This window comes from Lactococcus cremoris subsp. cremoris NBRC 100676, from assembly GCF_001591705.1.
GTDB lineage: Bacteria > Bacillota > Bacilli > Lactobacillales > Streptococcaceae > Lactococcus > Lactococcus cremoris.
In genome coordinates this window covers 1-25,342 of the sequence record NZ_BCVK01000039.1, presented here as the reverse complement: position 1 = coordinate 25,342, position 25,342 = coordinate 1, and the positions used below count along the sequence as shown (strand labels likewise).

Genomic DNA, 25,342 nt, shown 5'->3' with positions numbered 1-25,342 from the left:
GAACTAAAGGAGCTAAGGCTCCTTTTTTTGTGTTCTTGGCTCCTTATTTCTCGATAACTTAAAAAGCCCCTAAGGGCTGTTTTTTTATTCTGGGAATGTGTAATCACGCAATGCGCTACTAATGTCATCATAGGAAAACCCTTTTCGAGCTAAGGCTTGGGTAATTTTTTGCTTACGCTCATATCCTTCATAATTTTTGGTGTAACGTTTGGCAACTTTATCAAGCTCTGAATAGAGAAGATCCATTTCATTTTCCTCATCCGCTTCTAATTCAAGAGAGTCAAGTGCGATGGAAGAAACAGAGTAAGAAAAACCTTTATTCATTAAATTTTGGATGATTTTATCTTTTAGTTGTTTTAGTGTTAATCTGGTTCCATAGGTTCTGGATAATTTGCTAGCAAGTTTATAAGCGACATCAATCTGTTTTTCTTCGCTATAAATTTCGTTGAGGGCTTCGGACAGGACATCATTACTAATTCCTTTGGTCAGTAATTTTTGTTTAATTTGATAGGGGCCGCTACTTCCCATTGAAATCTTACCTTCAATAAAATTTTCAGCATAGGACTTGTCATTAATTAGATTATTTTCTGTAAGTACTGATAATACTTGTTCAATTTGGTCAGTATCATTGATGTCATGTTCTAGTAGGTATTTTCTTACTTCAGCGCCCGTACGCATTTTAAATGAAATGTAGTACAAGGCTAAGGACTTCCCTTGAGCAAACTGATCATACGCTAGAATTTCCTCTAAATCAGTCTCACTAACTTCTTTATCAATCGTGATAAAAAAATGGATGATTGTATCTTCACAGAGGTAGATTTTTTCTTCATCTAGATCAGAGAGATCGACACGGTAGAGTCGTTTTAATTTTTTTATTGCTGTGATTTTTCCCATATCTTTATTATATACGAAAATCTTAGGAATTTGTCACTGACGAATCAAACGACAAAAATGTGACAAAAAATAAGATAAGAGACTGATTTTTTTCTATTTGATAAGTTATATGAAAAAATGTAGTATATAAACCTGTTTGTAAAAGATGATTGTTTTTGTAAAATTATCGCTAAATCTTTGCTTAGGCTTGATATGACTATTTTTTTTAATTTTTTATAAATGATGTCTTGACTTGATGTAATATTTTAAATACAAAATATCCGATATTTGCCCTTTTCTGTAGTAAAATTATAACAAATAACCTACAATTATGACGGAGACGAACTAATGAAAAAAAATCAAGTGCTTTATTAACCATGGGAACCTTAACGATTCTTGCTGGTGGTGGAGTTGTTCTAACACATTCGCCTGATGTTTTTAAAATACAAAAGGTTTATGCAGCAACTTCTAGAGAAGTGACTGTATATCCAACCAACTTTTTAACTTATTTTCAAAGAAATGGGTCAGCAGCTGGGTTTAATTATGATTTATCAACTTATACTCAAACTTTGACGCCTGACAAAGGAAGCCAAGCGGGAAATGTTACTTTGATGACCAAAGTTGACATGTCACAAAACTTTACTTTTACCGGGAAGATTAACTTAGGAAATAAGGCTCAAAACAGGGGTGGAGCTGATGGGGTTGGTTTCCTTTTTCATCCAGGGGATACGAGTGTCGTAGGTGCACCTGGTGGAGCTGCCGGTATTGGTGGGGTAAAAGGAGCTTTCGGTTTCAAGCTTGACACTTATTATAATGGTTTTAATGACCCAAGTTTTACGCAAGACCCATCACAATTGCGAGCGGACTTGCTTTTGTTGCCTTTGTCAATGGTTTAGATGGACAGGCTAAAACCATTGCTGCGGGTTCTCAAGAGATTCCACAACCAACAAATAATAATTTCGTTGATTTTAAAATGACTTATATTGGTGCGACTAAAACGATGTCGATTACCTATGGAACACAATCTTGGACACAAGATGTTTCAGCTTTTGTTGGAACGAATCAGGCCATGTCATTTTCAATTGCCGCGTCAACTGGTGCCAATATGAACTTACAACAACTTCGTAATGTTGAGTTTACTTATACGGTTGCTCAAGGTTCAGTAATTGCTAACTATGTTGACGATCAAGGAAATACGATTGCTCCATCAGTAACAACAAGTGGAGACATTACAACAGCTTACACGACAGAGCAAAAAAATATTCCAGGATATACTTATCAATCATCAAATGGAGCAGCACAAGCAGGAAACTATACGGTTAATGATCAAACTGTAAATTATGTTTATACTAGAAATCAAGGAACGATTGATGTAACCTACATTGATCAGACGACAGGGCAAGTTTTGACGAAGAAAGATTTGTCTGATGGAACTAATGACCCTGCGAATTATACAACAGGTGCTGATATTAAATCTTACACGGATAAAGGATATGAATTAGTTTCTGATGATTATCCGAGTCAAGGAGCAGTATTTACGGATACTCCTCAGCATTATGTAGTTTATTTAATACAAAAATCAGTTGTAAGTTCGGAACAAAAACAAGTAAATGAAACAATTCATTATGTCTATGAAGATGGAACTAAGGCTGCAGAGGACTATAAAGCGACACCGCTGAATTTCACAAGAACGGTAACAACGAATCAAGTAACGGGTGAAAAAATATACGGAGAATGGCAAGCGGAAAATGGTAATAGTTTTGCTAAAGTAGTTTCACCAGTTATCAAAGGTGAAACACCAGACCAAGCTCAAATTGATGAAGTAATGGGTGTTACAGCAGATACGACAGATATTGAGAAAAAAGTAATCTATAAACGTAATCAAGGAACTATTGATGTGACTTATATTGATGAAACGACAGGTCAAGTTATGACTAAAAAAGATTTGTCTGGTGGAACGGATGATCCGTCAAATTATACAACAGCTGACGATATTAAATCTTACACAGATAAAGGTTACGAATTAGTTTCAAGTGATTATCCAGATGGCGGGACAATCTTTACTGATGAAGCACAACATTATACCGTGAAATTGAAACATGGTATAATAAATGAAACTGACAAAAAAGCTGTCAATCAAGTGATTCATTATGTTTATAAAGATACTGGAGATAAAGCAGCCGAGGACCATACTGCTACTCTTGGATTTAGTCGAACAATAAGTACTGACAAAGTAACAAAAGAGAAAACTTATAGCGACTGGGCGGCTGACAATGCTGACAGCTTTTCCGAAGTCGTTTCGCCAGTGCTCAAAGGTTATACAGCTGACCAACTTAAAGTCTCTGAAATGACAGGAATCACTTCTGATACAGCAGATATTTCAGTAACGGTTTCTTATACAAGAAATCAAGGAACGATTGATGTCACTTATATTGATGAAACAATTGGGAAAGTGTTATCTACAAAAGATTTGTCAGGCGGAACTGGAGATTCTTCAAACTATACAACGGTTGATACGATTAAATCTTACACAGATAAGGGTTACGAATTGGTTTCTAGTGATTATCCAGAAGATGGAACTAAATTCGCTGATGACCCTCAACATTATGTTGTGAGATTAAAACATGGTACAGTAGTTGAAACTGAAAATAAATCAGTTAATGAAGTCATTCATTATGTTTATGATAATGGAGATAAGGCAGCTGACAACTATAAGGCAACAATTGTCTTTAGTCGAACAATTACTACTGACAAAGTAACTGGAGAGAAAACTAATAGTGATTGGACAGCTGACAATGGCGGAAGATTTGCTGCGGTTCTTTCACCAATCATTAAAGATTACATTGCGAGTCAACTTAAGATTGATGAAATGACAGGAATTACGGTAGATACAGCGGATATTGAAAAAACTGTTGTTTATCATAAAGTTCCTGCGGGAATCATTGTGCCACCAGTTCTTCCAGAAAAGCCAAGTAAACCATCTGATAATCAACCAAAAACCCCAACAGCTAAAGCTGTAAAAGATAATAAAACAAAAGATATTCTCCCAAGTACCGGAGATAGTCAAAAATCACAAATTGTTTTGACCTTATTGGGAATTATGGTGGTGATTGCTTCACCACTTGCTATTCTATTTAAACGTAAAAAACAATATTAATCTTCAAATAAAAGGTCTGACAGGGTCAGGCTTTTTATTTGAAGATTAATATTGATAAATAAAAAAAGATATCTTTAAATCTTTTAGAATTCAAGTAGAAAAAGACTACAAAAAGAAATTGTGAAATGTTATAATAGTGTATCACACAATCCTTTATTGCTGATTTTTTATAATGGATTGAAAATGGTCATTAATTGACGAACTAGAGGGAAAATAATTAACGAATGATAAATTTAAAAATAGGACAGAAACTTCAACTCGAAATCGAGCGAATGGGGATAAATGGTGAAGGGATTGGTGTCATTTCAGGACGACTTGTCTTTATTCCTTATGCGCTTCCTGGTGAAGAAGTGTTAGTTGAAATTACTGAAAATGCTAGAAATTTCAGTCGCGCAAAATTGGTTAAGATTATTGAAAAATCACCAAATCGTGTGAAACCGCAGGATAGAGCTTATCATGAAATGAGTCAATCTCATATCATGCATCTTTCTTATCCAATGCAATTGGAATTCAAACGGGATGTTATGCGTCAAGCTTTGGAAAAATACAAACCAGCAGGATGGCGTAATTATGAATTGCGCGCGACTTTGGGAATGGAAAATACGCTTGGATATCGTAACAAGCTCCAGTTCCAAGTACGTCGTTTGAATGATGGAACGGTAATTGCTGGACTTTATCAAGAAGGAACACATCACTTGGTAAACCTAGATAACTGTTTGGTTCAAGATCCGAAAACCCAAGAGATTATCAATCACATTTGTCGTTTGATTGAAAAATTTGATTTGCCAGTTTATGATGAGCGTAAAATCGGCGGAATTCGTACGGTCATGGTTCGTCGTTCCCAAAAAACAGGCGAAGTACAAATTATTTTTGTGACTTCAACACCAATTATTTTGGACGGTCAAGTTTGGCCTGAATTGCGAGAAGAAGCTTCAAAACGTCAAAAAAATTCTTTTGTTAAATTTGACAAAATGTTGTCAGCACTGACAGAAGAATTTGAAGAAATTGTGACGGTTGCGGTCAATTTCCATCCAAGAAAAACCAGTGAAATCTATGGCGAACGCACACAAGTTTTGTTCAATGAAAAAGAAACAATTACCGAAGGGGTCTTGGACTATGAGTTTGAATTAAGTCCACGTGCTTTCTATCAATTGAATTCTGAGCAAGCGAATGTACTTTATGGTGAAGCAGTTAAGGCTTTGAATCCTAAAAAAGATGACCGTGTCATCGATGCTTACTGTGGTGTTGGGACGATTGGTTTTGCAGTTGCCAAAAAAGTCAAATCAGTTCACGGAATGGATATTACACCAGAATCAATCTTTGATGCGCGTGAAAATGCTAAACGTTTGGGTCTTAAAAACTGCCACTATGAAATTGGTAAAGCTGAACGTATTATTCCAAACTGGAATAAATCTGGTCACCGTGCGACTGCCATGATTGTTGACCCACCACGTACTGGTCTTGATGATGCCTTGCTTGAAACAATTACTAAATTCCCACCGGAAAAAATGGTTTATGTCAGCTGTAACGTATCAACTTTAGCAAAAGATTTAGTCGTTTTGGCCAATTATTACAAAGTAGAATACATTCAATCAGTGGATATGTTCCCACATACAGCGCGGACTGAAGCAGTTGTTAAATTGACAAAACGCGATGAACCGTTGAAAATTGTGAAATTTGAACATTTGGAAGAAGAACGTAAAGCAGAAGCATTTGCTAAAGGTAAAAAACGTGGACGTCGTCCGCAAAAATATGGTAAATACTGAGAAATTTACTGACAAAATGACTATTTGGCTATAAATTCATTTATTTGAGGAGAAATTTTCGTCAGTAATTTTTAGGAAAAATGAGAGAAAAAATGAAAAAATTTATTGTTGAACCTGAATTTTGGGAACTTTTTCCTGAAACTCAAATCGGAATTGTTTTAGCCAAAAATATTGATAATAGTATGGAATCAAGTACTGAAATCAAAAAAATCTTGATGAAGCAAATGAAAATGCAGAGAAATTTCTTGGTGCAGCTGTTTTTAGCGAAAATCCTGTAGTCTCTGTTTGGCGCAAGGCTTATCAACAATTTAAAACAAAAAAAGGGGCTAGAAGTTCGATTGAAAATCTACTTAAACGAGTAGATAAAGGAAAAGCTGTAGGTTCCATCAATCCTTTGGTTGATATTTACAATAGTATCAGCTTGAACTATGGTTTGCCTGCTGGTGGTGAAGATATTGATACCTTTGCAGGAAATTTGCGACTGACAAAAGCTGTTGGTGGCGAACATTTTTTGGCTTTAGGTGATGATGAAGCTGATAATGCTTTGTCTGGTGAAATCTGCTATCTTGATGACGAAGGGGCGGTTTGTCGCTCTTGGAACTGGCGAGATGGGCAAAGAACAATGCTGACAGAACACACAAAAAATGCTTTTTTGATTATTGAGTCTGTTGACCCAGAACGTGAGGATGTTTTAGAAGCTGCGACTCAAAAATTAGCCGAATTGAGTGAAAAATATTTAGGTGGAACTGCTCAGGTACTTTTAGTGACTAAGGAAAATCCAGAAATTTCATTAGACTAGTGTTTTATGATATCTAAAGAAGTTAGATTTACTGATTTCTGTCAATAAAATAGGACTGTTTAAGGCGCAATTTACTAACAGATAAGAGATTTAATAGTAAAGTTGATGAATACTGTCAATAAAAAGGGACCGTCAGTAAAATCTGGCGGTTCTGTCATTAGTTATTTTTATGATAAAATAGAAAAAATCCGAGGTTTGATATGATATATATGAGAAAAGCTGGCCCTAAAGATTTGCTTGCAATTATGAAAATTATTGAAGAAGCGAGAGCTTTTTTGGCCGCTTCTGGGAGTGACCAATGGCAAAATGCTTATCCAGCAGTTCTTGATATTGAAGAGGATTTTGCTAAAGAACAGGCTTATGTCTTATTAGTTGATGATAAAATAGCAGGTTATTGTGCCATTATTACAGGTGAAGAACCGGCTTATAGCCAAATTACTGACGGAACTTGGTCAAATCAAAATCTTGATTATGTAACTATTCATCGAATTGCTCTGTCTAATGAATTTCGTGGACAATCGCTGACGAGATATTTATTTTCAAATATTTTTACTTTAATGTTATCTAAAGGATACTCAGATTTTCGCCTAGATACACACCCAGTCAATAAACTGATGCAACATGTTTTTGAACGTGAAGGTTTTGTAAAACGAGGGCTTGTCCAGTTTGAAGGCGAACGTTTTGCTTACCAACTAGAAGTTGGAGGCAGAATAAATGAATAAAAAAGAATTGATTGATTTTTGCTTATCTCTTGGTCCAACTTTTGCGGATACTCCTTTTGCTAAAATGGAGACGGGGCAACCGACAGTGGTAATGCGTCATTTAAAGAATAAAAAATCTTTTGCTTATATTTCGGAGCGAGAAGGACGAGTCAATATCGCCATTAAACAAAAACCAGAAATTTCAATAGAGTTACGAGATTTCTTTGTAGATATCAACCCAGCCTTTCATATGAATAAAACACATTGGAATGATGTGTTACTTGGTGGAGATGTCGCTGATGAGCAAGTATGCAAAATGGTTGAGCAAAGCTATGATTTAATCAAACCCAAAAGATAAAGATACTAATATTTTTAAAAGAAGTGAGTTTACCCTCCTAATCAGTCGGGCTCACATTTTACAGGAGAAAAAATGACTTACGAACAAAATTTTTTAAAAGATTTTCAAGAATGGGTAGATCAACAAGTTCAAATTTCTGAACTTGCCATGAAAGCTGCTGAAAAAATTGCCACAGAAGATGGTAAAAAAGAAGCGAAAGAAGCTGCTATTCGCTATGAAAGTCGTTTAGACGCTTACCAATTTTTGCAAGGAAAATTTGAGAACTACAAAAATGGGAAAGATTTCCATGACGTTCCAGATTTTGGAACAAAAACATTTTAATTAATAATTGAGTTCACCCTCCTTGAAGTGAGTGAAAATGCGATTCGCCTTGCAACTTTAGTTGCTTAGAGCGAATGGACAGCGTAGCCACGTAGTGGCGTAGATAGAGAAAATGGGACCTGTGCCTTGCCCAGAACCGCATTTTCCTAATTTTCATAACTTCAAAGCAGTCGGGCTCACATCTTAAGGAGATTCAAATGAATTTTAAGAAGATGGTTGGTAATCAAGTGCGAGTAAGAGCTCTCGCTTAGATTACCGCAAAGTCTTATTTCTTTGCGGATAAGAACAAATTGAGTTCACCCTCCTTGAAGTTGAGTGAAAATAGATAAAACGGGACCTGTGCCTTGCCCAGAACCGCATTTTCCTAAATTTCATAACTTCAAAGCAGTCGGGTTCACATCTTAAGGAATAAGAAAATGTTAAAACCATATGAATATAATCGAATTAAATACCTGACATTTGACCTCGTCAATGTCTATCACTCTGTCAATGATAAATCGACTGTTGAAGCAGTCTATGCCCAAGTCGCCACAGAAATTTTGCAAATCGCTGAAAATGCTGACAGTCTTGTCAGTGAAAATAATCTGTCAGTAAAAGTTGCTATTCAAAAATACTTATCAGCCATTGATAATCCTAAATTATCAAGAGAACAATCTGAAAAATTACTGACAGAACTTAAAACTTTAGTCGAAGCTTTTCATTTACCGAGCGAAGCTCAAATGAAAAAAGCATTCAAAAAAGTTAAAAAGTTAAAAATTCTAGCGACAAGTCAATGGGATTTACGTGATGTCACTTACTTTGCTTGGAATGAAGTTTCAAGCGGACGAAAATATCTTTTGACTGCTGATGGTCGTGGATTTTACGGAAGTATCTCTGGCAGTATGAAAAATATCTGTGCCATTTGCCAAAAAACAAGTATTGTCACTCAATTTCTAGCGACAACAAAAAGAGGTGCTGACGGGACCTATACTAAAAATGGCACCTATATTTGCTTAGATTCTGAACAATGTAATCAGAAAATCCAAGCCAAAGAAGGTTTGGAGCAATTTTTAGAAATCATCAAAGAAAAATAAAAATTTAGAAGTATCTTGTAAAAAAACAAGAATTCTGCTAAAATAAAAACAAGTTGACGAGGAGTAATAAAGCAAGACTTATAGAGAGAACACGGCTGGTGAAAGTGTTCATTCAAACTTTATGAAGGTTGCGTCATTTCAAGAAATAATTGCTGACATCTTCGGCTTTGCCTCGAATATCGATTCTCGCTACGCTACTAAAGTAGCTAGTCGAAGTCGTAACCAATCCTGTCAGTAATTATGACATAAAATGAGTGTCTGTCAGTAAATCTGTCAGGAATTTAGGTGGTACCGCGCGTGAGCGTCCTATTTTTAGGAGGCTTGTGGGCGGTATTTTTGATATATGATGTAAAGGGGATGAGGTAAATGAGTTATACAAATTGGGTTTCTTTAATAGTAGGCTTAGTGGCATTAGGAGGAGTAATTTTTGGAGCATTTTATAAGACATGGCAAGATAAAAAAAATATAAAAATGCAGGCACGAATTCAATGGATTCAGGAGGTAAGAAACCATACAGCAGAGTTATTATCACGTGGATATGCTGATAAAAACACAGGCTATTATTTTAAAAAAGAAATTGAGACAGTATGTTTATTTTTTACTACGAATGAATCTGAAACATCAGCTATACCAAATAGTGATGAATTTGAAATTTGTTTAGAAGAAATAAATAAATTAGAAAAAGAAAATGAAAAGTCTGACAAAAATAAAAATAAACATACATATATTATTCAGCTAGCTCAAAATCTAAAAAAATATTCTGACAATCAAGAGTACCTGGATAAATATTTACCAAAGTTTCGTGAAGTGATAAGTACCTATTTGAAACATGAATGGGATAGAGCTAAGAACGGAAAATAAATTAAAAAATTTGTAAGATATACAAGGAGAAAAATATGACAAACGAACTAACCCCAAAATTCAACCCGACAGAGGTTGAAGCAGGACGCTACGAAAAATGGCTTGAAGCTGATGTTTTCAAACCTTCTGGAAATCCCGATGCCAAGCCTTATAGCATCGTTATTCCACCACCAAATGTGACAGGAAAACTCCACTTGGGTCATGCTTGGGATACAACATTACAAGACATCATCATCCGTCAAAAACGAATGCAAGGTTTTGATACGCTTTGGTTGCCAGGAATGGACCATGCGGGGATTGCCACTCAAGCAAAAGTTGCTGCCCGTCTTGCTGAAGATGGTATTTTACCACAAGACCTTGGACGTGAAAAATTCCTTGATAAAGTTTGGGAGTGGAAAGATGAATATGCCACAACAATCAAGGAACAATGGGGTAAAATGGGAATCTCAGTGGATTATTCTCGTGAACGTTTTACTCTTGATGAAGGCCTTTCACAAGCGGTTCGTAAAGTTTTTGTTCAACTTTACAATAAAGGTTGGATTTACCGTGGTGAAAAACTCATCAACTGGGATCCAAAAGCGATGACTGCTTTGTCAGACATTGAAGTCATTCACAAAGAAATTGATGGGGCTTTTTACCACATCACTTACCAAATTGAAGGAAGTGATGAGTTTGTTGAAATTGCCACAACACGTCCAGAAACTTTCCTTGGTGATACGGCTGTTATTGTCAATGAAAAAGACGAACGCTATAAACATTTAGTGGGCAAAAATGTTATCTTACCAATTATTAATCGTGTCATTCCGATTTTGACAGACGACCATGCTGATATGGAAAAAGGAACTGGGGTTGTAAAAATTACACCTGCTCATGACCCTAATGACTTTGAAGTTGCGATGCGTCATGATTTGCCAATGATTAACATGATGAATAATGACGGAACCATCAATGAAAATGGTGGAAAATATGAAGGACTTGACCGTTTTGAAGCCCGCAAACAAATTGTTGCTGACCTCAAAGAATTGGGTCAATTGCTTGATGTAAAACCAGTCCGTCACGAAGTTGGGCACTCAGAGCGAACAGGAGTGGTTGTTGAACCACGTTTATCAACACAATGGTTTGTCAAAATGGACGAATTAGCTAAAAATGCGATTGCTAATCAAGCGACAGAAGATGCAGTAGAATTTTATCCGCCACGTTTCAACGATACTTTCATGCAATGGATGGAAAATGTTCATGATTGGGTTATTTCACGTCAACTTTGGTGGGGACATCAAATTCCAGCTTGGTATAATGAAGCGGGTGAAATGTATGTTGGTGAAGAAGCACCAGAAGGCGAAGGTTGGACACAATATGAAGATGTGCTCGATACTTGGTTTAGTTCAGCTTTGTGGCCATTTTCAACAATGGGTTGGCCAGATGAAAACTCAGCAGACTTCAAACGTTATTTCCCAACGAGTACCCTTGTAACAGGTTATGATATTATCTTCTTCTGGGTTTCACGCATGATTTTCCAATCTTTAGAATTCACTGGTAAATCACCATTTCACAATGTTTTGATTCATGGTTTGATTCGTGACGAAGAAGGACGTAAAATGTCTAAATCGCTTGGTAACGGAATTGACCCAATGGATGTGATTGAAAAGTATGGAGCTGATGCACTTCGTTGGTTCCTATCAAATGGTTCTGCACCAGGACAAGATGTGCGTTTCTCTTATGATAAAATGGATGCCGCTTGGAATTTCATCAATAAAATTTGGAATGTTTCACGTTATATTTTGATGAATGCAGAAGATGTCAGCGCTGATGCTGTTTCTTCGGCTTTGACAAAAGTTGCAAATAAAACTGCTGGTAATGTCACTGACCGGTGGATTTTGACACGTTTGAATGATACTGTTGAGCGCGTGACTGAACAAATGGATAAATTTGAATTTGGTGTAGCCGGTCATATTCTTTACAATTTCATCTGGGATGAGTTTGCAAACTGGTATTTGGAATTAACAAAAGAAGTCATGTTTGGTGAGGATGAAGCTGAAAAAGACATTACACGTGCAGTATTGCTCCATGTTTTAGATCAAGTTTTACGTCTTTTACACCCAATTATGCCTTTCTTCACTGAAGAAATCTTTGAAAAATTACCAAACACTTCTGGTTCAATTGTTGTTGCCGAATATCCAAAAGTACGTCCAGAATTTAATGATGACAAAGCAAGCGAAGGTGTAGCGATGTTAATCGAATTAATTACAGCTGTTCGTAATATTCGTGCTGAGGTTAATACTCCATTGTCTAAAGCTGTCCCAATGTTGATTAAATCTGAACATGCAGATTTCTTGAATGCTGTCTCTCCTTATATCAGCCGTTTCACTAATCCTTCAGAATTAACAATTGCTAAAGACTTAGCGGTTCCAGAACAAGCGATGTCAGCGGTCATTACTGGAGCAGAATTATACTTACCATTGGCTGGTTTGATTAACATCGAAGAAGAAATTGCTCGACTTGAAAAAGAACTTGCTAAATGGCAAAAAGAGTTAGATTTAGTGAATAAAAAATTAGGTAATGAACGTTTTGTTGCGAATGCTAAAGCAGAAGTTGTCCAAAAAGAAAAAGATAAATTAGCTGATTATCAAGAAAAATTCGATACTGTGAAAGCTCGTATTGCTGAATTGAAAGAAAACTAATCATAAATAAAAAAAACCAGTATCTCAAAAGATACTGGTTTTTCTATAAAAACATCAAAAAGAATCCAGCGAAGACAAGAAAGCAAATAAGAAAAATAGTCATTCTTTTACTTGCCTTTGTATGAGGATTGATACTTATACCCAACCCAAATTTTCGTGGAACCCAGAAATCTGCTTCTTTACTGACTGTCTGCTCACCGTATTTCTGCAAAAAGAAAAGTAGCAGAGCAATGCTCAAACATTCTGAGGCAGCAGAAATTCTGACGAAATTTACAGATAGGATTGAGCAAATAATTGTACTGACAAAAGTTAAAAACACTAAGAAGATACTAAGAATAAGTCCAAATTTATAAAATTTAGTATTTTTTGTCATCATCAAACCTCCATATTTACTTTTATTATAATTCTTTTTTAGGTAAAGGTGTGCAGAAATTTATAAATAATTAAACAAAAATTACTGACAGGAAATTCTGTCAGTAATTTTTATCTCTAAGCTTTGCTGATTTTTTTTTATAAAGATTTCCCCAAGCTGCCATCGTATCATGGATTGGTTTGAGGGTTCTTCCAAGTTCTGTCAGCGAATATTCAACACGAGGGGGCACTTCTGCATAGACTTCACGATGAACCAGCCCGCTTTCTTCGAGGGCACGCAAATGTTGGGTCAAAACTTTTTGTGAAATATGTCCAACTGAACGTTGAAGTTCGCCAAAGCGCATGGTTCGCTCTAATAAATCACGGACAATGAGCATTTTCCAACGGTCGCCCATCAAAACAAGTGCTGTTTCAACAGGGCAATCGGGAAGTTCAGAAATTTTTTTCAATTTTTTATCACCTCAAATCGTTGGTATTATACAATAGTATCTAAAAGGATAGTATCTTACTTTTAAGTGCTTACTTTACACATTGGTAGTACAATGTTATTATACACTTAGGTAGTCAAAAAAGCAAGCTACTTTAAAATATAAAAAATAATAAATAAATGGAGGATTTAACATGAAATATTTAGTAACAGGTGCGACAGGTGGATATGGTACTTATGCTCTTGGATTTTTGAAAGAATTGGTTCCAATTTCTGATATTGCGGTTTTGGCTCGCACAGAAGAAAAAGCAGCTCCACTTAAAGCGGCAGGTTTCGATGTACGTTTGGCTGATTATTCAGATTTAACAGCTTTAGAGCAAGCATTTACAGGAATTGACCGTCTGCTTTTTGTCTCCGGAGCGCCGGGAAATCGTCAAGCTGAGCATAAAAATGTGGTTGATGCAGCCAAAAGTGCTGGAATTTCTTACATTGTTTATACAAGTTTTCCTCAAGCAGAAACTGCGACAAGCGATTTAGCTGCTGATCACATTTATACTGAAAAAGCGATTGAAAAATCAGGGATTTCCCACACATTTTTACGTAATAACTGGTACTTTGACAATGAAATGCCAATTATTGCTGCAGCTCTTTCAAATGGAAAATTTGTTTACAATGCCCCAACAGGTAAAGTGGGCTGGGCTTTGAAACGCGAATACGCAGAAGCTGGGGCAAAAGTACTTGCAGGAGCAGATTTTCCAGAAGTTTTAGAGCTTTCAGGAAAGACACTCACGTACGCAGAACTTGCTCAAGCACTAAAATCAGTATCTGATAAGGATTTTGAAGTTATTGTCGCTGATGATAAGTCTTTTGTCAGTCATTTAGTTGAAACAGGGCTTCCAGATTTTGTAGCCGAACTTTTCCTCGGATTCCAAAAAGACATTGAAGCAAAAGATTTAGATGTGGAATCTAAAGATTTTGAAAAAGCCTTGGGACATTCACTGACAGAGACAACAGAAGCTTTGAAAGAATTTTTGGCTTAATAAAATAAAAGAAAAATTTACTGATAGATCAATTTGTCAGTAAATTTTTTATTCTGCTATAATAAATGCATGAATAAAAAAGCGCTTGGTAAAGGTATTAAGGAAGAAAGAAAAAAATTAAGACTTACTCAAGCAGAATTGGCACAAGGAATTTGCTCACAGGCTCTGCTATCTCATATTGAAGCTGGGGATTATATGCCGGCAGCAGATATTTTTATTGGCATTTATCAAAAATTGGGAATTTCAGAGCTGCAAGCAAATTTGAAAAATTATTTTCCAATGAGTCAAATTGAAAAATTGAGTCAAAAATCTGAAGAATTATGCCGCCAACATCAATACGCTGAATTACGAGATTTTTTGTTGCTAGATTCAACTATAGATGCCATTTCAGAGGAGGGGTTGCAAGCCTATTACTATTATTTAGGCGTGTCTCAAGCTCAACTCGGCCAACTTAATGAGGCACAAGAAAACTTGCGCTTAGCTTTAGTTGACCAAAAAAAGTTAACGATTATTTCTCGCCTTAGCTGGATGAGTTTAGGGGTGATTTCGGCAGTGAATCATCAAGAAAAACAAGTAGAGGAATATATTGAAGCTGCATTTCAGGACTTAGAAAAGACCTCCTATGATGAAAATTTGAATGTTCTTTATTATTTGAGAGCAGTAATTTATAAAAAATTGGAAAAAAATAAGTTAGCATTAATGACACTTGAGAAAGGGATCCAATTTATTTCTGAACACATTCTCATTATATGTTGGCCAACTTTTATTATTTGGCTGCTTTACTTGTTGAAAATGATAAAAGTAGAGCCTATTTTTCTAAAAGCCAACTTTTTACCGAACTTTATAAAGAAAAGGTATTTGACAAAATATAAGGATTCTTATTTTATTTTCTTTCTCAATTTTCCTATACTGAAGCTATGAAAAAGAATATTGTAATTTTAGGTGGCACTTCTGGTGTAGGAAAAGCAATTGCTTTGGGTTTTAGAGATGATGAAGCAAGACTTCTGATTATTGGGTGCAGTGAAGCAAAAGCTCAAAGGGTGAGTCATCAGGCTCACGGGAAAATTGATTTTCTTATTGCTGATTTGACTAACAAAAATGAGCAACGAAAGTTGATTCAAGAGATTGGTGAAAAGTTTGACCATATTGATGCATTAATCGATACTTTTGGCGTTTTCCCAAGTTCAGCAGAAATAAATATTCGCACGAATTTACAGGCGCATGCTGAGCTTATCCACCTGTTTGTTCCGCTTTTAGAAAAAAGTGAACAAGCACGTGTTGCTTTGGTAACTGGACATTTTCAAGTGCTTAGACTAGGAATGATTTGTTCTGGACAAAAGAATACGGTAGAGCGTGGAATTTGGGAAATTACTCATAAAACCTTGCTTATGAAATTAGCTTCAAAAGAACTTTTTGAAAAAAATATTATGGTTAATTCGTTTTATCCCGGAGATGTCCAGAGTGATTTGATGTCTTGGACCAAAAATCTGACCAATCATTCTGTTGCCGTTGGTCGAAGGTTATCTTTGGACGAAAGATATACTGGTATGACTGGGAAGATGTTTGATGACAAGGGAAATGAAGTGTCATTACCAGAAAAATACAATGCAGAAGTTGCAAGAGAAAAACTAGAAAAATATATAAAAAATACAATTTGATAAATTTATCAAATTGTATTTTTTATGAGCCAATTAATCTAAGCGCTTTTGCAATTTTTCAACAAATTCATAAGCTGCTGGACAGTAGAGTGTATTTTTTTATCGTTAAATTGTTGATTTGATAAATCTTTTTACGGTCAGTATGAGGGAATTCACGGCAAGCTTTGGGACGAACTTCGTAAATGCTACAGAGATTGTCAGAGCCAAGAAACTGACAAGGCATCGTTTGAAAAACTTTGTCACCATCTTCGTCAGTTCGGAGATAAGTGGCTTCAAAGTCATTCACTTTCATTCTTAAATGTTTTGCGACGCGTTCAATATCGGCTTCTGTCCAAAGAGGGCCTAAGGTTTTGCAACAATTGGCACATTTAGTACAGTCAATTTCTAAAAAAACTGCCTCATGAACTTCTTTAGCGATTTTATCTAATTGCTTTGGTGGTTTTTTGGCAAGTCCAGCTAAAAATTTTTTATGTGTCTTTTGTTTTTGCTGGGCTAGATTTTTATAACGGTCAAGGTCAATTTCAAATGTATATTTCATCATTAATATTTTAGCAAAAATTTTTATGAAAGACTGATTTGTCAGTCGTCAAAGAGATTTGACACCCTCAAAAAATCTGCTAATGAACTTATCAGTAAATCTTTTGATGACAATTAATGTTCATTGGAATTTTAAGCCAATTTATTTCAAAAAAAGTCGTTAAAGAGATGAGGAAGTTTCAGAAGTGGAAAGCTAAACAAATAAGCGCTTACATAGCCTTTAGTATTGTTAAAAAGCCGAAAAAGTGATAAAATGAACTAGAAAATTCGAAGATAAAACAATGCAAAAGTTGTCGTTCTTCAATAGCTAAATTCTCGTAAAAAGCGAGAAATTGAAAGGAATTAAAATGGCTCATATTAAATTTGACTATTCAAAACTCACTCCATTTGTAGCTGAAAATGAATTATACGAAATCCAATGGCAAATCGACGGGGCAGCTAAATTGCTCCACGAAGGAAAAGGTGCTGGGAGCGATTATATCGGATGGCTTGACCTTCCTGAAGATTACGATAAAGAAGAATTTGCTCGTATTCAAAAAGCAGCTAAAAAAATTCAATCTGATTCAGAAGTACTTATTGTTATCGGTATCGGTGGTTCATATCTCGGTGCACGTGCAGCAATTGACTTTTTGAGCAACAGCTTTGTTAACTTGCAAACTGCCGAAGAACGTAAAGCACCACGTATTCTTTATGCTGGTAACTCAATTTCTTCATCATACTTGGCTGACCTTGTAGATTACGTTGCTGACAAAGACTTCTCTGTAAATGTAATCTCTAAATCAGGTACAACAACAGAACCAGCGATTGCTTTCCGTGTCTTCGAAGAAATGTTAGTTAAAAAATACGGTCGCGAAGAAGCAAACAAACGTATTTACGCAACAACTGATAAAGAAAAAGGTGCTGTAAAAGTTAATGCTGACGCAAACAACTGGGAAACTTTTGTTGTTCCAGATTCAGTTGGTGGACGCTTCTCAGTATTGACAGCTGTTGGACTTTTGCCAATCGCAGCTTCAGGTGCTGATATTACAGCTTTGATGGAAGGTGCTAACGCTGCGCGTAAAGAATACACTTCTACAAACGTTCATGAAAATGATGCTTACGCATACGCTGCACTTCGCAATATCCTTTACCGTAAAGGAAAATTCTCAGAAATCTTGATCAATTACGAACCAAGCCTTCAATATTTCTCAGAATGGTGGAAACAATTGGCTGGTGAATCAGAAGGGAAAGACCAAAAAGGAATTTACCCAACTTCAGCTAACTTCTCAACAGACCTTCACTCATTAGGACAATGGATTCAAGAAGGAACACGTACTGTTTTTGAAACAGCAATCCGTATTGAAAAACCACGTAAAAACATCAACATTCCAGAACTTGACGCTGACCTTGATGGACTTGGTTATTTGCAAGGTAAAGATGTTGACTTCGTTAACAAAAAAGCAGCTGATGGCGTGCTTCTTGCTCACACTGACGGAAATGTTCCAAACATGATCGTGACATTGCCTGAACAAGATGAATTCACACTTGGCTATGCAATTTACTTCTTTGAACTTGCTATCGGTGTTTCTGGTTACTTGAACGGAATTAACCCATTCAACCAACCAGGTGTTGAAGCTTACAAGAAAAATATGTTCGCTCTTCTTGGTAAACCAGGATTTGAAGAACTCAGCAAAGAATTGAATGACCGCCTTTAATCTTTGATTAAAAGTGTCATAAAAATCACTGACAGATGTCTGTCAGTGATTTTTTTATATCCATTTTCTGTTGATAAATCTGTCAGTGAAATTGTTATTTGAGTGGCTGAATATCAGGACGGAGTTCTACTGTAAGTCCGACATTGCTTGCATAAACCCAAGGATTTTTATCTAAATTCGCAAAATTCTTAGTTTGTCCTGTTAAAATAACTCCCGAAAATTTTGCTGATTTGAGAGTAGGATATTTTTTTACCTGTTTAAGTGCATCTTTACTTGGGCTAAAGTCATTAATTGTGATTTGATTCGTTTTCGCAATCTCAGTTAATGATTTTTTGAAATCTTGATAAGCAGCATTGTCTAATTTTCCAGTAAGTTGTGAATTATTACCATTTCCAGTATGATTGCTGTTGCTCATCAAACCAAACCAATTAGTTTGTGAAGCCGCTGCAAGTGATTTGGTATTATTGTAACCAATCCAATACCAATTGATTAGGAGGTCTTCTGGAATCATTTTTTGAATTTCCTTATAGCTATAAGGTTTGTCAAAAGTGACTGCCGCTTCGGCCACATGATTTGCAAGCTGTGAAATTTTGCCTGCGTCACGGGTTGGGAAAATTCCATAATATTCCTTAGATTTGTAGTTTGTTTTTGTAGAGAAAAAACTAGCAATTTTTTGATTAGTTGTTTGAGTGAAATAGGCATTTGAATTTTCCATCGTGCCTAAAGTATCAAGACTTAAAGTCCCAACATTTGAAACGCCAAATGCAAAATCAAAAGCTTGCCAAGGAACACGATAACCATCTATATCTTTATAAGTATCTGAATGAAGATTGGAATTAAAAATACCATAATCATTGATAATTTGATTATTATAGCCAATATTTGGTGCCGCAGCAGTGAGAGTAGCAGTAGAAAAATCAAAAGTCTTAAAATAATTTTTTTCCATGAGAGCAGAGTTCACTTGCCAGGCAATAACTATAAATGCCGAAAAAATAGTCATTGCAATCCAAGAGGTGATTCCCCAACGTTTCAATTTTGTTTTTGTGGCAAAATTATGAAAATCATTGTTGAGATTAGAATGAGAATTAGTTGATTGATTTCTACGTTGAATTTTCTTGACTGTAAAAAGAATCAAACGAAGCAAACCAAAAAAGAAAGTAATAGCTAGAACAAGGTAAGGGAAAATTAAGAGAGTACGCATTTTTAAATCCTTTCGATAGGCAATTAAAGTAACCACTGGTCATAACCAGCTTTTTCAAGTTGTTTTTTAAGCTTTTTTCGAGCTCGATAAAGGTCGATTTTGATTTTGCTTAAACTACATTCAAAATATTCTGCAAGCTGTTTAGTTGAACTATTTTCATAATAATATGCAGTTAAAAGCCGGTTGTAATAAGGGGAAAGTTGTTCAATAATTTTTGGAAGTGGGCTATACTCAACTAAAAAAGCTGCTGTTTCCAATTCTTTTTCCAAATTTTTAATAATTTTTTGATAATGTTTACTTCGATTATAACTATTGATATAAGTTCGGATAGATGTTCGATACATAAAAGCCCGTAATTTGTCAGGTTCAATGAAAATATCCAGACTTAAAATTTTAACTAGAGTATCCTGTACGGCATCTTCGGCATCGATCAACTGACTTCCACGAGAGATAAGGTATTTAGTGATTTCTATCGCATAATCATTGACTTTATTTTCATATTCTTTTAAATTCACCATTTCCTCCCCTCTCATATATATAACAAATCAAATTAAGTTTGGTTACAGTTTATTTTAACAAAAACTGATATAAGTAGAAGAATTATTTTGATAAAGATGTAATTCATCTAGTTTTAGAAGTATAAATATGCTACAATTATAGATAAATTAATAAATTTAGAAAATTTAAAATAATTTAAGGAATAGTATGAAAGAGTTTTGGAATTTAGACAAAAACTTGCAACTCCGTTTAGGGATTGTGTTTTTAGGTGCCTTTTCATATGGCACCGTTTTTTCTTCAATGACCATTTATTATAATCAACATTTGGGAAGTGCAATTACAGGGATTTTGCTTGCCTTATCTGCTGTGGCAACTTTTGTCGCAGGAATTCTTGCAGGCTTTTTTGCTGACTGAAATGGAAGAAAACCAGTGATGGTTTTTGGAACAATTATTCAACTTTTAGGAGCAGCTTTAGCTATTGCCTCAAACTTACCGGGGCATGTGAATCCCTGGTCAACTTTTATTGCTTTTTTGCTGATTAGTTTTGGCTATAATTTTGTGATAACTGTAGGAAATGCCATGATTATTGATGCATCGAATGCTTAAAATCGTAAAGTTGTTTTTATGTTGGACTATTGGGCGCAAAATTTATCGGTTATTTTAGGGGCAGCATTAGGTGCTTGGCTTTTTAGACCAGCTTTTGAAGCACTTTTAGTGATTTTACTTTTAACTGTCTTAGTCTCATTTTTCCTGACTACTTTTGTAATGATAGAAACTTTTATACCCACAGTCAAAGTTGATGAGAAAGCCGAGAATATTTTTCAGGCTTATAAGACAGTACTACAAGATAAAACTTACATGATTTTTATGGGTGCTAATATTGCGACCACTTTTATTATCATGCAATTTGATAATTTTTTGCCTGTTCATTTATCAAATAGTTTTAAAACAATCACTTTTTGGGGTTTTGAAATCTATGGACAACGGATGCTTACGATTTATTTGATTTTAGCTTGTGTATTAGTGGTCCTATTAATGACCACCCTAAATCGATTGACCAAGGACTGGTCACACCAAAAAGGATTTATTTGGGGAAGTTTATTTATGGCAATTGGGATGATTTTTTCATTTTTGACAACAACTTTTACACCAATTTTTATTGCAGGTATTGTTTATACTTTGGGTGAGATTGTTTATACCCCAAGTGTTCAAACTTTAGGTGCAGATTTGATGAATCCAGAAAAAATTGGTTCTTATAATGGCGTTGCAGCAATTAAAATGCCAATTGCATCAATTCTTGCCGGTTTACTTGTTTCGATTTCACCAATTATTAAGGCAACAGGAGTTTCTTTGGTCTTAGCATTGACTGAAGTTCTAGCGATTATTTTAGTGCTTATTGCTGTAAATAGACACCAGAAAACAAAATTAAATTAAAAAAATGACTTCTAAAAAAAGAAATTTATCTTGAAAAGGAGTCAAGATAGATTTTTTATTGAAAGAAAACAGAAAGAAAGAAAATGAAAGATTTTTTTGGATTACATCCAACACTTAAAATTCGTTTAATTATGAATTTTTTTGGGACGCTTTGCTTTAGTACAGTGGGTGGCTCAATGACAATCTACTACAATAAATATATGGGAGCAGGAATCACAGGACTACTTTTGGTGATTAGCTCAGTCATGGTCTTCTTGGTTGGACTTTATGCAGGACATTTGTCCGATGTTCAGGGACGAAGACCTGTGATGATTTTCTCAACTGCCATCACTGGATTTGGTGGAGCTTTAGCAACATTCGCAAACTCGCCCTTTTATTTCAATCCTTGGGTAACTTTTTTAGGTTTTCTCATTATTAATTTTGGTTTTGGCTTCTTTAATACCGCAAGTCAAGCGATGATTGTAGATTTAACAACGAGCGCAAATCGGCGAGTCGTTTATAGTATTCAATACTGGATTATCAACTTTGCAATCATGATTGGTTCAGGACTCTCAGGCTGGTTTTTCAGAGATTACTTGGTTTGGCTACTTTTAGCTATTACAATTGAAGAAATATTAAGTTGTCTGGTTGTGATTTTTTGGATTGATGAATCCTTCAATCCAGATACTCAGCAGCACAAGCAAGAATCAAATATTATTAAAGCCCATTTCACAGTCGCTAAAGACCGCATTTTCATGTATTATTTATTTGCTTCGGTCTTTATTGCGATGATTTTTAATCAAATTGATTATTATCTGCCAGTTCACTTGAGTGACAGCTTTAGAACCGCCAGAATTTTTGGCATTGAAGTTTATGGACAACGGATGCTGACAATTTTCCTAATGGTCAATACCTTAGTCATCGTATTGTTTATGGGAAGAGTCAATAAACTAACCAAAAATTGGTCACGAAGTAGCGGAATATCCGTTGGAATTATTTTGCAAGGTTTGGGCTTCATGATTGCATTTCTTGGCCGTGATTTGACTTGGGAACTTGTTGCGGCTTTGGTGGCAACAATTGGTGAAATGATTTTGGTTCCATTTTCTCAGGCTCTGCGGGCCGATTTAATGGACGGAGACCAAGTGGGAACTTATACAGGAGCTTTTTCAGTGACTCAGCCTATCGCTTCGGTCTTGTCGGGAATCCTTGTGTCCCTCTCAAGTCTTTATGGAAATATTGGAATGACCATCTTCATGTTTTTCATTATTGTATTAGGTGTGCTACCTTCACTACGAGCAATTCGGATGCATGAAAGTCATTCATGAGTTAAATATAGGTAAAAATAAGTTTCAAAAGTTAGAATGAAATTCTGATTTGAGAAACTTATTTTTTTGTCAGTAAAATAATAAGAAAATTTTTACTGACAGAACCTTTAGACCAAGGCTTACAGGGAGATTCGGCTCTCCATTTGAAATTTTGTGATATAATTATTTTCATGAGAGTAGTTTCAGGAAATTATGGCGGAAGACCGCTGAAGACATTGGCAGGAAAAACAACAAGACCAACCACAGATAAAGTCAAGGGAGCTATTTTTAATATGATTGGTCCTTATTTCGACGGAGGTCGTGTCCTTGATTTATTTGCAGGGTCAGGAAGTTTGGCAATTGAAGCCGTCTCAAGAGGAATGGGTCATGCCCTTCTTGTTGAAAAAGACCGAGCAGCTCAACAAGTCATTTTGGAAAATATCAAGATGACGAAAGAGCCTGAGAAATTTCAATTATTAAAAATGTCAGCAGAGCGTGTTTTGACAAATCTGTCTGAAAGTTTTGATTTAGTCTTGTTGGATCCACCCTACGCTAAAGAACAAATTGTTGAAAACTTAGAACTTTTGCAAGAAAAAAATTTACTGACAGAAAAGGTAATTGTTGTCTGTGAAACAGACAAGGAAGTTGAACTTCCTGGCAAAATTGGGAAATTAGAGTTGACCAGACAAAAAATTTATGGAATTTCTAAAATATCAATTTATGAATTTTGACATTTACTGACAGAAGTTCTGTCAGTAAATTAAGAAAGAAAAAAGTAATGACAGAAAAAATTGGACTCTTTACAGGAACTTTTGATCCACTGACAAATGGCCATTTAGATATTATCAAACGTGCTAGCCAGCATTTTGATCAACTTTATGTTGGAATTTTTAAAAATGACCAGAAAAATCCACTTTTTCCAACGGACAAACGAGTGGAAATGCTAGAAGAAGCACTGACAAATCTGTCAGTAACTCATAAAGTTAAAGTCATCAAACATGAACGTGATTTGACAGTAAATATCGCAAAAAAACTTGACGTGACGGCTCTGGTTCGTTCTTTACGTAATAGCCAAGATTTAGAATATGAAAAAAATATGTTCTATTTTAATCTGGAGATGACAGGTATTGAAACCCTCTTCTTTCTAGCAAAACCAGAACTTGAACCGCTAAATTCAACAAGAATGCGAGAATTACATGCTTTCGGGCAAGATGTCAGCGCTTGGGTTCCAGAAAATGTGAGTCGTGAATTAAGGAAATTAGATGAAGAAAAAAAATAAAAAAATCAGTCCCAAATTAAAATGGGGAATCTCTATTGGTCTGATTATTGTCGCTCTCCTTGTTTTAGTGTATCCAACAAATTACTATGTGGAAATGCCTGGAACAACCGAGCCATTAGGAAAAATGGTCAAAGTCGAAGGAAAAAAAGATGAGCACAAAGGTGACTTTTTCCTTACTACCGTTCAAATTGCGCGCGCTAATCTTGCCACAATGATTTACAGTCATTTTAATAGTTTTACAAGCATTTACAGTGAACAAGAAATGACCGGTGGCCTTAATGATGCGCAGTTCAATCGTGTCAACCAGTTTTACATGGAAACGGCACAAAATACAGCCGTTTATCAGGCCTTCAAGTTGGCAAATAAACCCTATGAACTGAAATATGAAGGGGTTTATGTCCTTGATATCGCTAAAAATTCGACTTTTAAAAATAAATTGGAACTTTCGGACACGATTACAGCAGTCAATGGGGAAGAATTTAAATCAAGTGCAGATATGATTGCTTACGTTTCGAAGCAAAAAGTCGGCGATTCAGTTACCATTGAATATACACGGATTGATGGAAGTAAACACAAGTCTACTGGAAAATATATCAAAATCGCTAATGGAAAAACTGGAATCGGAATTGGACTAGTTGACCATACTGAAGTAGTCACAGACCCAAAAGTTACAGTCAATGCAGGTTCAATCGGTGGACCATCTGCCGGAATAATGTTTACACTAGAGATTTACAGTCAGTTGACAGGTAAAGATTTACGTGGTGGTCGCGAAATAGCAGGAACTGGAACGATTGAACATGATGGAAGCATTGGCCAAATCGGTGGGGTTGATAAAAAAGTAGCTACTGCTAGCAAAGAAGGCGCAAAAGTTTTCTTAGTTCCTGACTCAGGCACCAAAAAAGAAAGCAGCAATAACTATCTTGGAGCCAAAGCAGCCGCTAAAAAATTAAAAACGAAGATGAAAATTGTTCCCGTCAAGACTATTCAGGACGCTTTAGATTATTTAGAAAAATAAAAACTACTGACAGCTTTTCTGTCAGTAGTTTTTTTATCGGATATTTTTGGAATATATGACAAAAGATAAATAAAATAAAATTTTTAAAAAAAGTTTAGGATTGAGATTTTGAAAGTAAAACTGGAGATAATGTGAGAAACTTGGAATTAGAAAAAGAATTATAATCTAGTAAAAACAAAGGTTTCTGGCGAGTTCAACACTTAATGAAGTTTTGGCATATATTCCAAATGATATTTTTACTATCAATATTTTTGCTAAGATAATAAGTACTGATTGGTTTAAAGATTAGTGCATATTTATATTTAAAGACCCGAATT

Annotated in this window: 22 protein-coding genes and 3 pseudogenes; 19 read left to right on the top strand and 6 right to left on the bottom strand. The window is 35.5% G+C overall.

The window, feature by feature from the left end; translation table 11 throughout:
- Nucleotides 1-84: 84 nt before the first annotated feature.
- Complete coding sequence (recX, locus tag LLA01S_RS07985) at nt 85-894, bottom strand: recombination regulator RecX (RefSeq protein WP_014573386.1); 810 nt, start codon at nt 892-894, stop codon at nt 85-87.
- 356 nt (nt 895-1,250) lie between these two features.
- On the opposite strand from recX, the gene LLA01S_RS13275 reads away from it, so the two are divergent.
- The 10 genes and pseudogenes from LLA01S_RS13275 to LLA01S_RS07935 all read left to right on the top strand — a co-directional run bounded on the left by LLA01S_RS13275 (nt 1,251) and on the right by LLA01S_RS07935 (nt 12,587).
- Nucleotides 1,251-1,769, top strand: a complete 519-nt coding sequence (locus tag LLA01S_RS13275; protein ID WP_061778111.1) for a lectin-like domain-containing protein — start codon at nt 1,251-1,253, stop codon at nt 1,767-1,769.
- A 77-nt stretch (nt 1,770-1,846) separates the two neighbouring features.
- On the top strand, nt 1,847-4,030 hold the full coding sequence (locus LLA01S_RS07975) for a mucin-binding protein (protein ID WP_232035089.1): 2,184 nt from the start codon (nt 1,847-1,849) through the stop codon (nt 4,028-4,030).
- A gap of 224 nt (nt 4,031-4,254) precedes the next feature.
- Complete coding sequence (gene rlmD, locus LLA01S_RS07970; RefSeq protein WP_011677233.1) at nt 4,255-5,796, top strand: 23S rRNA (uracil(1939)-C(5))-methyltransferase RlmD; 1,542 nt, start codon at nt 4,255-4,257, stop codon at nt 5,794-5,796.
- 92 nt (nt 5,797-5,888) lie between these two features.
- Nucleotides 5,889-6,595 (top strand): annotated as a pseudogene (locus LLA01S_RS07965) (B3/B4 domain-containing protein).
- A 200-nt stretch (nt 6,596-6,795) separates the two neighbouring features.
- Nucleotides 6,796-7,317, top strand: a complete 522-nt coding sequence (locus LLA01S_RS07960; RefSeq protein ID WP_015082955.1) for a GNAT family N-acetyltransferase — start codon at nt 6,796-6,798, stop codon at nt 7,315-7,317.
- The gene (locus LLA01S_RS07955; protein ID WP_011677230.1) at nt 7,310-7,654 is read left to right on the top strand and encodes an MmcQ/YjbR family DNA-binding protein; all 345 of its coding nucleotides are present in this window, start codon (nt 7,310-7,312) and stop codon (nt 7,652-7,654) included. The genes LLA01S_RS07960 and LLA01S_RS07955 overlap by 8 nt, the downstream gene beginning before the upstream one ends.
- A gap of 72 nt (nt 7,655-7,726) precedes the next feature.
- Nucleotides 7,727-7,975 carry a DUF1912 family protein gene (locus LLA01S_RS07950; RefSeq protein ID WP_003132639.1) on the top strand — a complete coding sequence of 83 codons (249 nt, stop codon included), beginning with the start codon at nt 7,727-7,729 and terminating at the stop codon, nt 7,973-7,975.
- A gap of 416 nt (nt 7,976-8,391) precedes the next feature.
- Nucleotides 8,392-9,048 (top strand): FusB/FusC family EF-G-binding protein, encoded by a 657-nt coding sequence (locus LLA01S_RS07945; protein WP_061778109.1) that lies wholly within the window; start codon nt 8,392-8,394, stop codon nt 9,046-9,048.
- A gap of 366 nt (nt 9,049-9,414) precedes the next feature.
- Nucleotides 9,415-9,909 carry a hypothetical protein gene (locus LLA01S_RS07940; RefSeq protein ID WP_011677228.1) on the top strand — a complete coding sequence of 165 codons (495 nt, stop codon included), beginning with the start codon at nt 9,415-9,417 and terminating at the stop codon, nt 9,907-9,909.
- 35 nt (nt 9,910-9,944) lie between these two features.
- Nucleotides 9,945-12,587, top strand: a complete 2,643-nt coding sequence (locus LLA01S_RS07935) for a valine--tRNA ligase (RefSeq protein ID WP_014573380.1) — start codon at nt 9,945-9,947, stop codon at nt 12,585-12,587.
- A gap of 43 nt (nt 12,588-12,630) precedes the next feature.
- Here the strand turns inward: LLA01S_RS07935 and LLA01S_RS07930 are convergent, their stop codons facing one another.
- Together LLA01S_RS07930 and LLA01S_RS07925 are read right to left on the bottom strand one after the other, a co-directional pair.
- Complete coding sequence (locus LLA01S_RS07930; RefSeq protein WP_011677226.1) at nt 12,631-12,963, bottom strand: hypothetical protein; 333 nt, start codon at nt 12,961-12,963, stop codon at nt 12,631-12,633.
- A gap of 97 nt (nt 12,964-13,060) precedes the next feature.
- Nucleotides 13,061-13,354 carry a winged helix-turn-helix transcriptional regulator gene (locus tag LLA01S_RS07925; RefSeq protein ID WP_080562021.1) on the bottom strand — a complete coding sequence of 98 codons (294 nt, stop codon included), beginning with the start codon at nt 13,352-13,354 and terminating at the stop codon, nt 13,061-13,063.
- Between the two features lie 226 nt (nt 13,355-13,580).
- Here LLA01S_RS07925 and LLA01S_RS07920 point away from each other — a divergent pair, with 226 nt between their 5' ends.
- The 3 genes from LLA01S_RS07920 (at nt 13,581) to LLA01S_RS07910 (ending at nt 16,084) form a co-directional block, all read left to right on the top strand.
- Nucleotides 13,581-14,426 (top strand): NAD(P)H-binding protein, encoded by an 846-nt coding sequence (locus LLA01S_RS07920; RefSeq protein ID WP_061778108.1) that lies wholly within the window; start codon nt 13,581-13,583, stop codon nt 14,424-14,426.
- A gap of 69 nt (nt 14,427-14,495) precedes the next feature.
- Entirely contained in the window at nt 14,496-15,347 is an 852-nt protein-coding gene (locus LLA01S_RS07915) for a helix-turn-helix domain-containing protein (RefSeq protein WP_232035090.1), read from the top strand.
- Entirely contained in the window at nt 15,344-16,084 is a 741-nt protein-coding gene (locus tag LLA01S_RS07910) for an SDR family NAD(P)-dependent oxidoreductase (RefSeq protein WP_061778107.1), read from the top strand. Before LLA01S_RS07915 ends, LLA01S_RS07910 begins: the two co-directional genes overlap by 4 nt.
- A gap of 33 nt (nt 16,085-16,117) precedes the next feature.
- Here LLA01S_RS07910 and LLA01S_RS07905 read toward each other — a convergent pair.
- Nucleotides 16,118-16,625: pseudogene (locus LLA01S_RS07905) on the bottom strand (YkgJ family cysteine cluster protein).
- 343 nt (nt 16,626-16,968) lie between these two features.
- On the opposite strand from LLA01S_RS07905, the gene LLA01S_RS07900 reads away from it, so the two are divergent.
- Nucleotides 16,969-18,315 carry a glucose-6-phosphate isomerase gene (locus LLA01S_RS07900; protein WP_014573373.1) on the top strand — a complete coding sequence of 449 codons (1,347 nt, stop codon included), beginning with the start codon at nt 16,969-16,971 and terminating at the stop codon, nt 18,313-18,315.
- 94 nt (nt 18,316-18,409) lie between these two features.
- Here LLA01S_RS07900 and LLA01S_RS07895 read toward each other — a convergent pair whose 3' ends face one another.
- The gene (locus LLA01S_RS07895; RefSeq protein WP_061778112.1) at nt 18,410-19,516 is read right to left on the bottom strand and encodes an anti-sigma factor; all 1,107 of its coding nucleotides are present in this window, start codon (nt 19,514-19,516) and stop codon (nt 18,410-18,412) included.
- Nucleotides 19,517-19,539: 23 nt separating this feature from the next.
- The gene (locus LLA01S_RS07890; RefSeq protein ID WP_021211251.1) at nt 19,540-20,034 is read right to left on the bottom strand and encodes an RNA polymerase sigma factor; all 495 of its coding nucleotides are present in this window, start codon (nt 20,032-20,034) and stop codon (nt 19,540-19,542) included.
- A gap of 187 nt (nt 20,035-20,221) precedes the next feature.
- Between LLA01S_RS07890 and lmrP the strand changes: the two are divergent.
- The 5 genes and pseudogenes from lmrP (at nt 20,222) to LLA01S_RS07865 (ending at nt 25,025) form a co-directional block, all read left to right on the top strand.
- A pseudogene (gene lmrP, locus LLA01S_RS07885) lies at nt 20,222-21,448 on the top strand (multidrug efflux MFS transporter LmrP).
- Nucleotides 21,449-21,531: 83 nt separating this feature from the next.
- Nucleotides 21,532-22,752, top strand: a complete 1,221-nt coding sequence (locus tag LLA01S_RS07880; RefSeq protein WP_061778106.1) for an MDR family MFS transporter — start codon at nt 21,532-21,534, stop codon at nt 22,750-22,752.
- 170 nt (nt 22,753-22,922) lie between these two features.
- A complete protein-coding gene (rsmD, locus tag LLA01S_RS07875; RefSeq protein ID WP_031286167.1) occupies nt 22,923-23,462 on the top strand; it encodes a 16S rRNA (guanine(966)-N(2))-methyltransferase RsmD in 540 nt (179 codons plus the stop codon).
- A gap of 47 nt (nt 23,463-23,509) precedes the next feature.
- Nucleotides 23,510-24,010: a pantetheine-phosphate adenylyltransferase gene (gene coaD, locus LLA01S_RS07870; RefSeq protein WP_011677214.1), complete on the top strand. Its 501-nt coding sequence runs from the start codon at nt 23,510-23,512 to the stop codon at nt 24,008-24,010.
- Nucleotides 23,994-25,025 (top strand): SepM family pheromone-processing serine protease, encoded by a 1,032-nt coding sequence (locus LLA01S_RS07865; protein ID WP_011677213.1) that lies wholly within the window; start codon nt 23,994-23,996, stop codon nt 25,023-25,025. The genes coaD and LLA01S_RS07865 overlap by 17 nt, the downstream gene beginning before the upstream one ends.
- Nucleotides 25,026-25,342 lie beyond the last annotated feature (317 nt).

What these genes read in the sequence shown, in the direction of transcription:
- recX (WP_014573386.1), bottom strand. Translation starts at nt 894, where the DNA reads ATGGGAAAAATCACAGCAATAAAAAAATTAAAACGACTCTACCGTGTC.
- LLA01S_RS13275 (WP_061778111.1), top strand. Translation starts at nt 1,251, where the DNA reads ATGGGAACCTTAACGATTCTTGCTGGTGGTGGAGTTGTTCTAACACAT.
- LLA01S_RS07975 (WP_232035089.1), top strand. Translation starts at nt 1,847, where the DNA reads ATGACTTATATTGGTGCGACTAAAACGATGTCGATTACCTATGGAACA.
- rlmD (WP_011677233.1), top strand. Translation starts at nt 4,255, where the DNA reads ATGATAAATTTAAAAATAGGACAGAAACTTCAACTCGAAATCGAGCGA.
- LLA01S_RS07960 (WP_015082955.1), top strand. Translation starts at nt 6,796, where the DNA reads ATGATATATATGAGAAAAGCTGGCCCTAAAGATTTGCTTGCAATTATG.
- LLA01S_RS07955 (WP_011677230.1), top strand. Translation starts at nt 7,310, where the DNA reads ATGAATAAAAAAGAATTGATTGATTTTTGCTTATCTCTTGGTCCAACT.
- LLA01S_RS07950 (WP_003132639.1), top strand. Translation starts at nt 7,727, where the DNA reads ATGACTTACGAACAAAATTTTTTAAAAGATTTTCAAGAATGGGTAGAT.
- LLA01S_RS07945 (WP_061778109.1), top strand. Translation starts at nt 8,392, where the DNA reads ATGTTAAAACCATATGAATATAATCGAATTAAATACCTGACATTTGAC.
- LLA01S_RS07940 (WP_011677228.1), top strand. Translation starts at nt 9,415, where the DNA reads ATGAGTTATACAAATTGGGTTTCTTTAATAGTAGGCTTAGTGGCATTA.
- LLA01S_RS07935 (WP_014573380.1), top strand. Translation starts at nt 9,945, where the DNA reads ATGACAAACGAACTAACCCCAAAATTCAACCCGACAGAGGTTGAAGCA.
- LLA01S_RS07930 (WP_011677226.1), bottom strand. Translation starts at nt 12,963, where the DNA reads ATGATGACAAAAAATACTAAATTTTATAAATTTGGACTTATTCTTAGT.
- LLA01S_RS07925 (WP_080562021.1), bottom strand. Translation starts at nt 13,354, where the DNA reads ATGGGCGACCGTTGGAAAATGCTCATTGTCCGTGATTTATTAGAGCGA.
- LLA01S_RS07920 (WP_061778108.1), top strand. Translation starts at nt 13,581, where the DNA reads ATGAAATATTTAGTAACAGGTGCGACAGGTGGATATGGTACTTATGCT.
- LLA01S_RS07915 (WP_232035090.1), top strand. Translation starts at nt 14,496, where the DNA reads ATGAATAAAAAAGCGCTTGGTAAAGGTATTAAGGAAGAAAGAAAAAAA.
- LLA01S_RS07910 (WP_061778107.1), top strand. Translation starts at nt 15,344, where the DNA reads ATGAAAAAGAATATTGTAATTTTAGGTGGCACTTCTGGTGTAGGAAAA.
- LLA01S_RS07900 (WP_014573373.1), top strand. Translation starts at nt 16,969, where the DNA reads ATGGCTCATATTAAATTTGACTATTCAAAACTCACTCCATTTGTAGCT.
- LLA01S_RS07895 (WP_061778112.1), bottom strand. Translation starts at nt 19,516, where the DNA reads ATGCGTACTCTCTTAATTTTCCCTTACCTTGTTCTAGCTATTACTTTC.
- LLA01S_RS07890 (WP_021211251.1), bottom strand. Translation starts at nt 20,034, where the DNA reads ATGGTGAATTTAAAAGAATATGAAAATAAAGTCAATGATTATGCGATA.
- LLA01S_RS07880 (WP_061778106.1), top strand. Translation starts at nt 21,532, where the DNA reads ATGAAAGATTTTTTTGGATTACATCCAACACTTAAAATTCGTTTAATT.
- rsmD (WP_031286167.1), top strand. Translation starts at nt 22,923, where the DNA reads ATGAGAGTAGTTTCAGGAAATTATGGCGGAAGACCGCTGAAGACATTG.
- coaD (WP_011677214.1), top strand. Translation starts at nt 23,510, where the DNA reads ATGACAGAAAAAATTGGACTCTTTACAGGAACTTTTGATCCACTGACA.
- LLA01S_RS07865 (WP_011677213.1), top strand. Translation starts at nt 23,994, where the DNA reads ATGAAGAAAAAAAATAAAAAAATCAGTCCCAAATTAAAATGGGGAATC.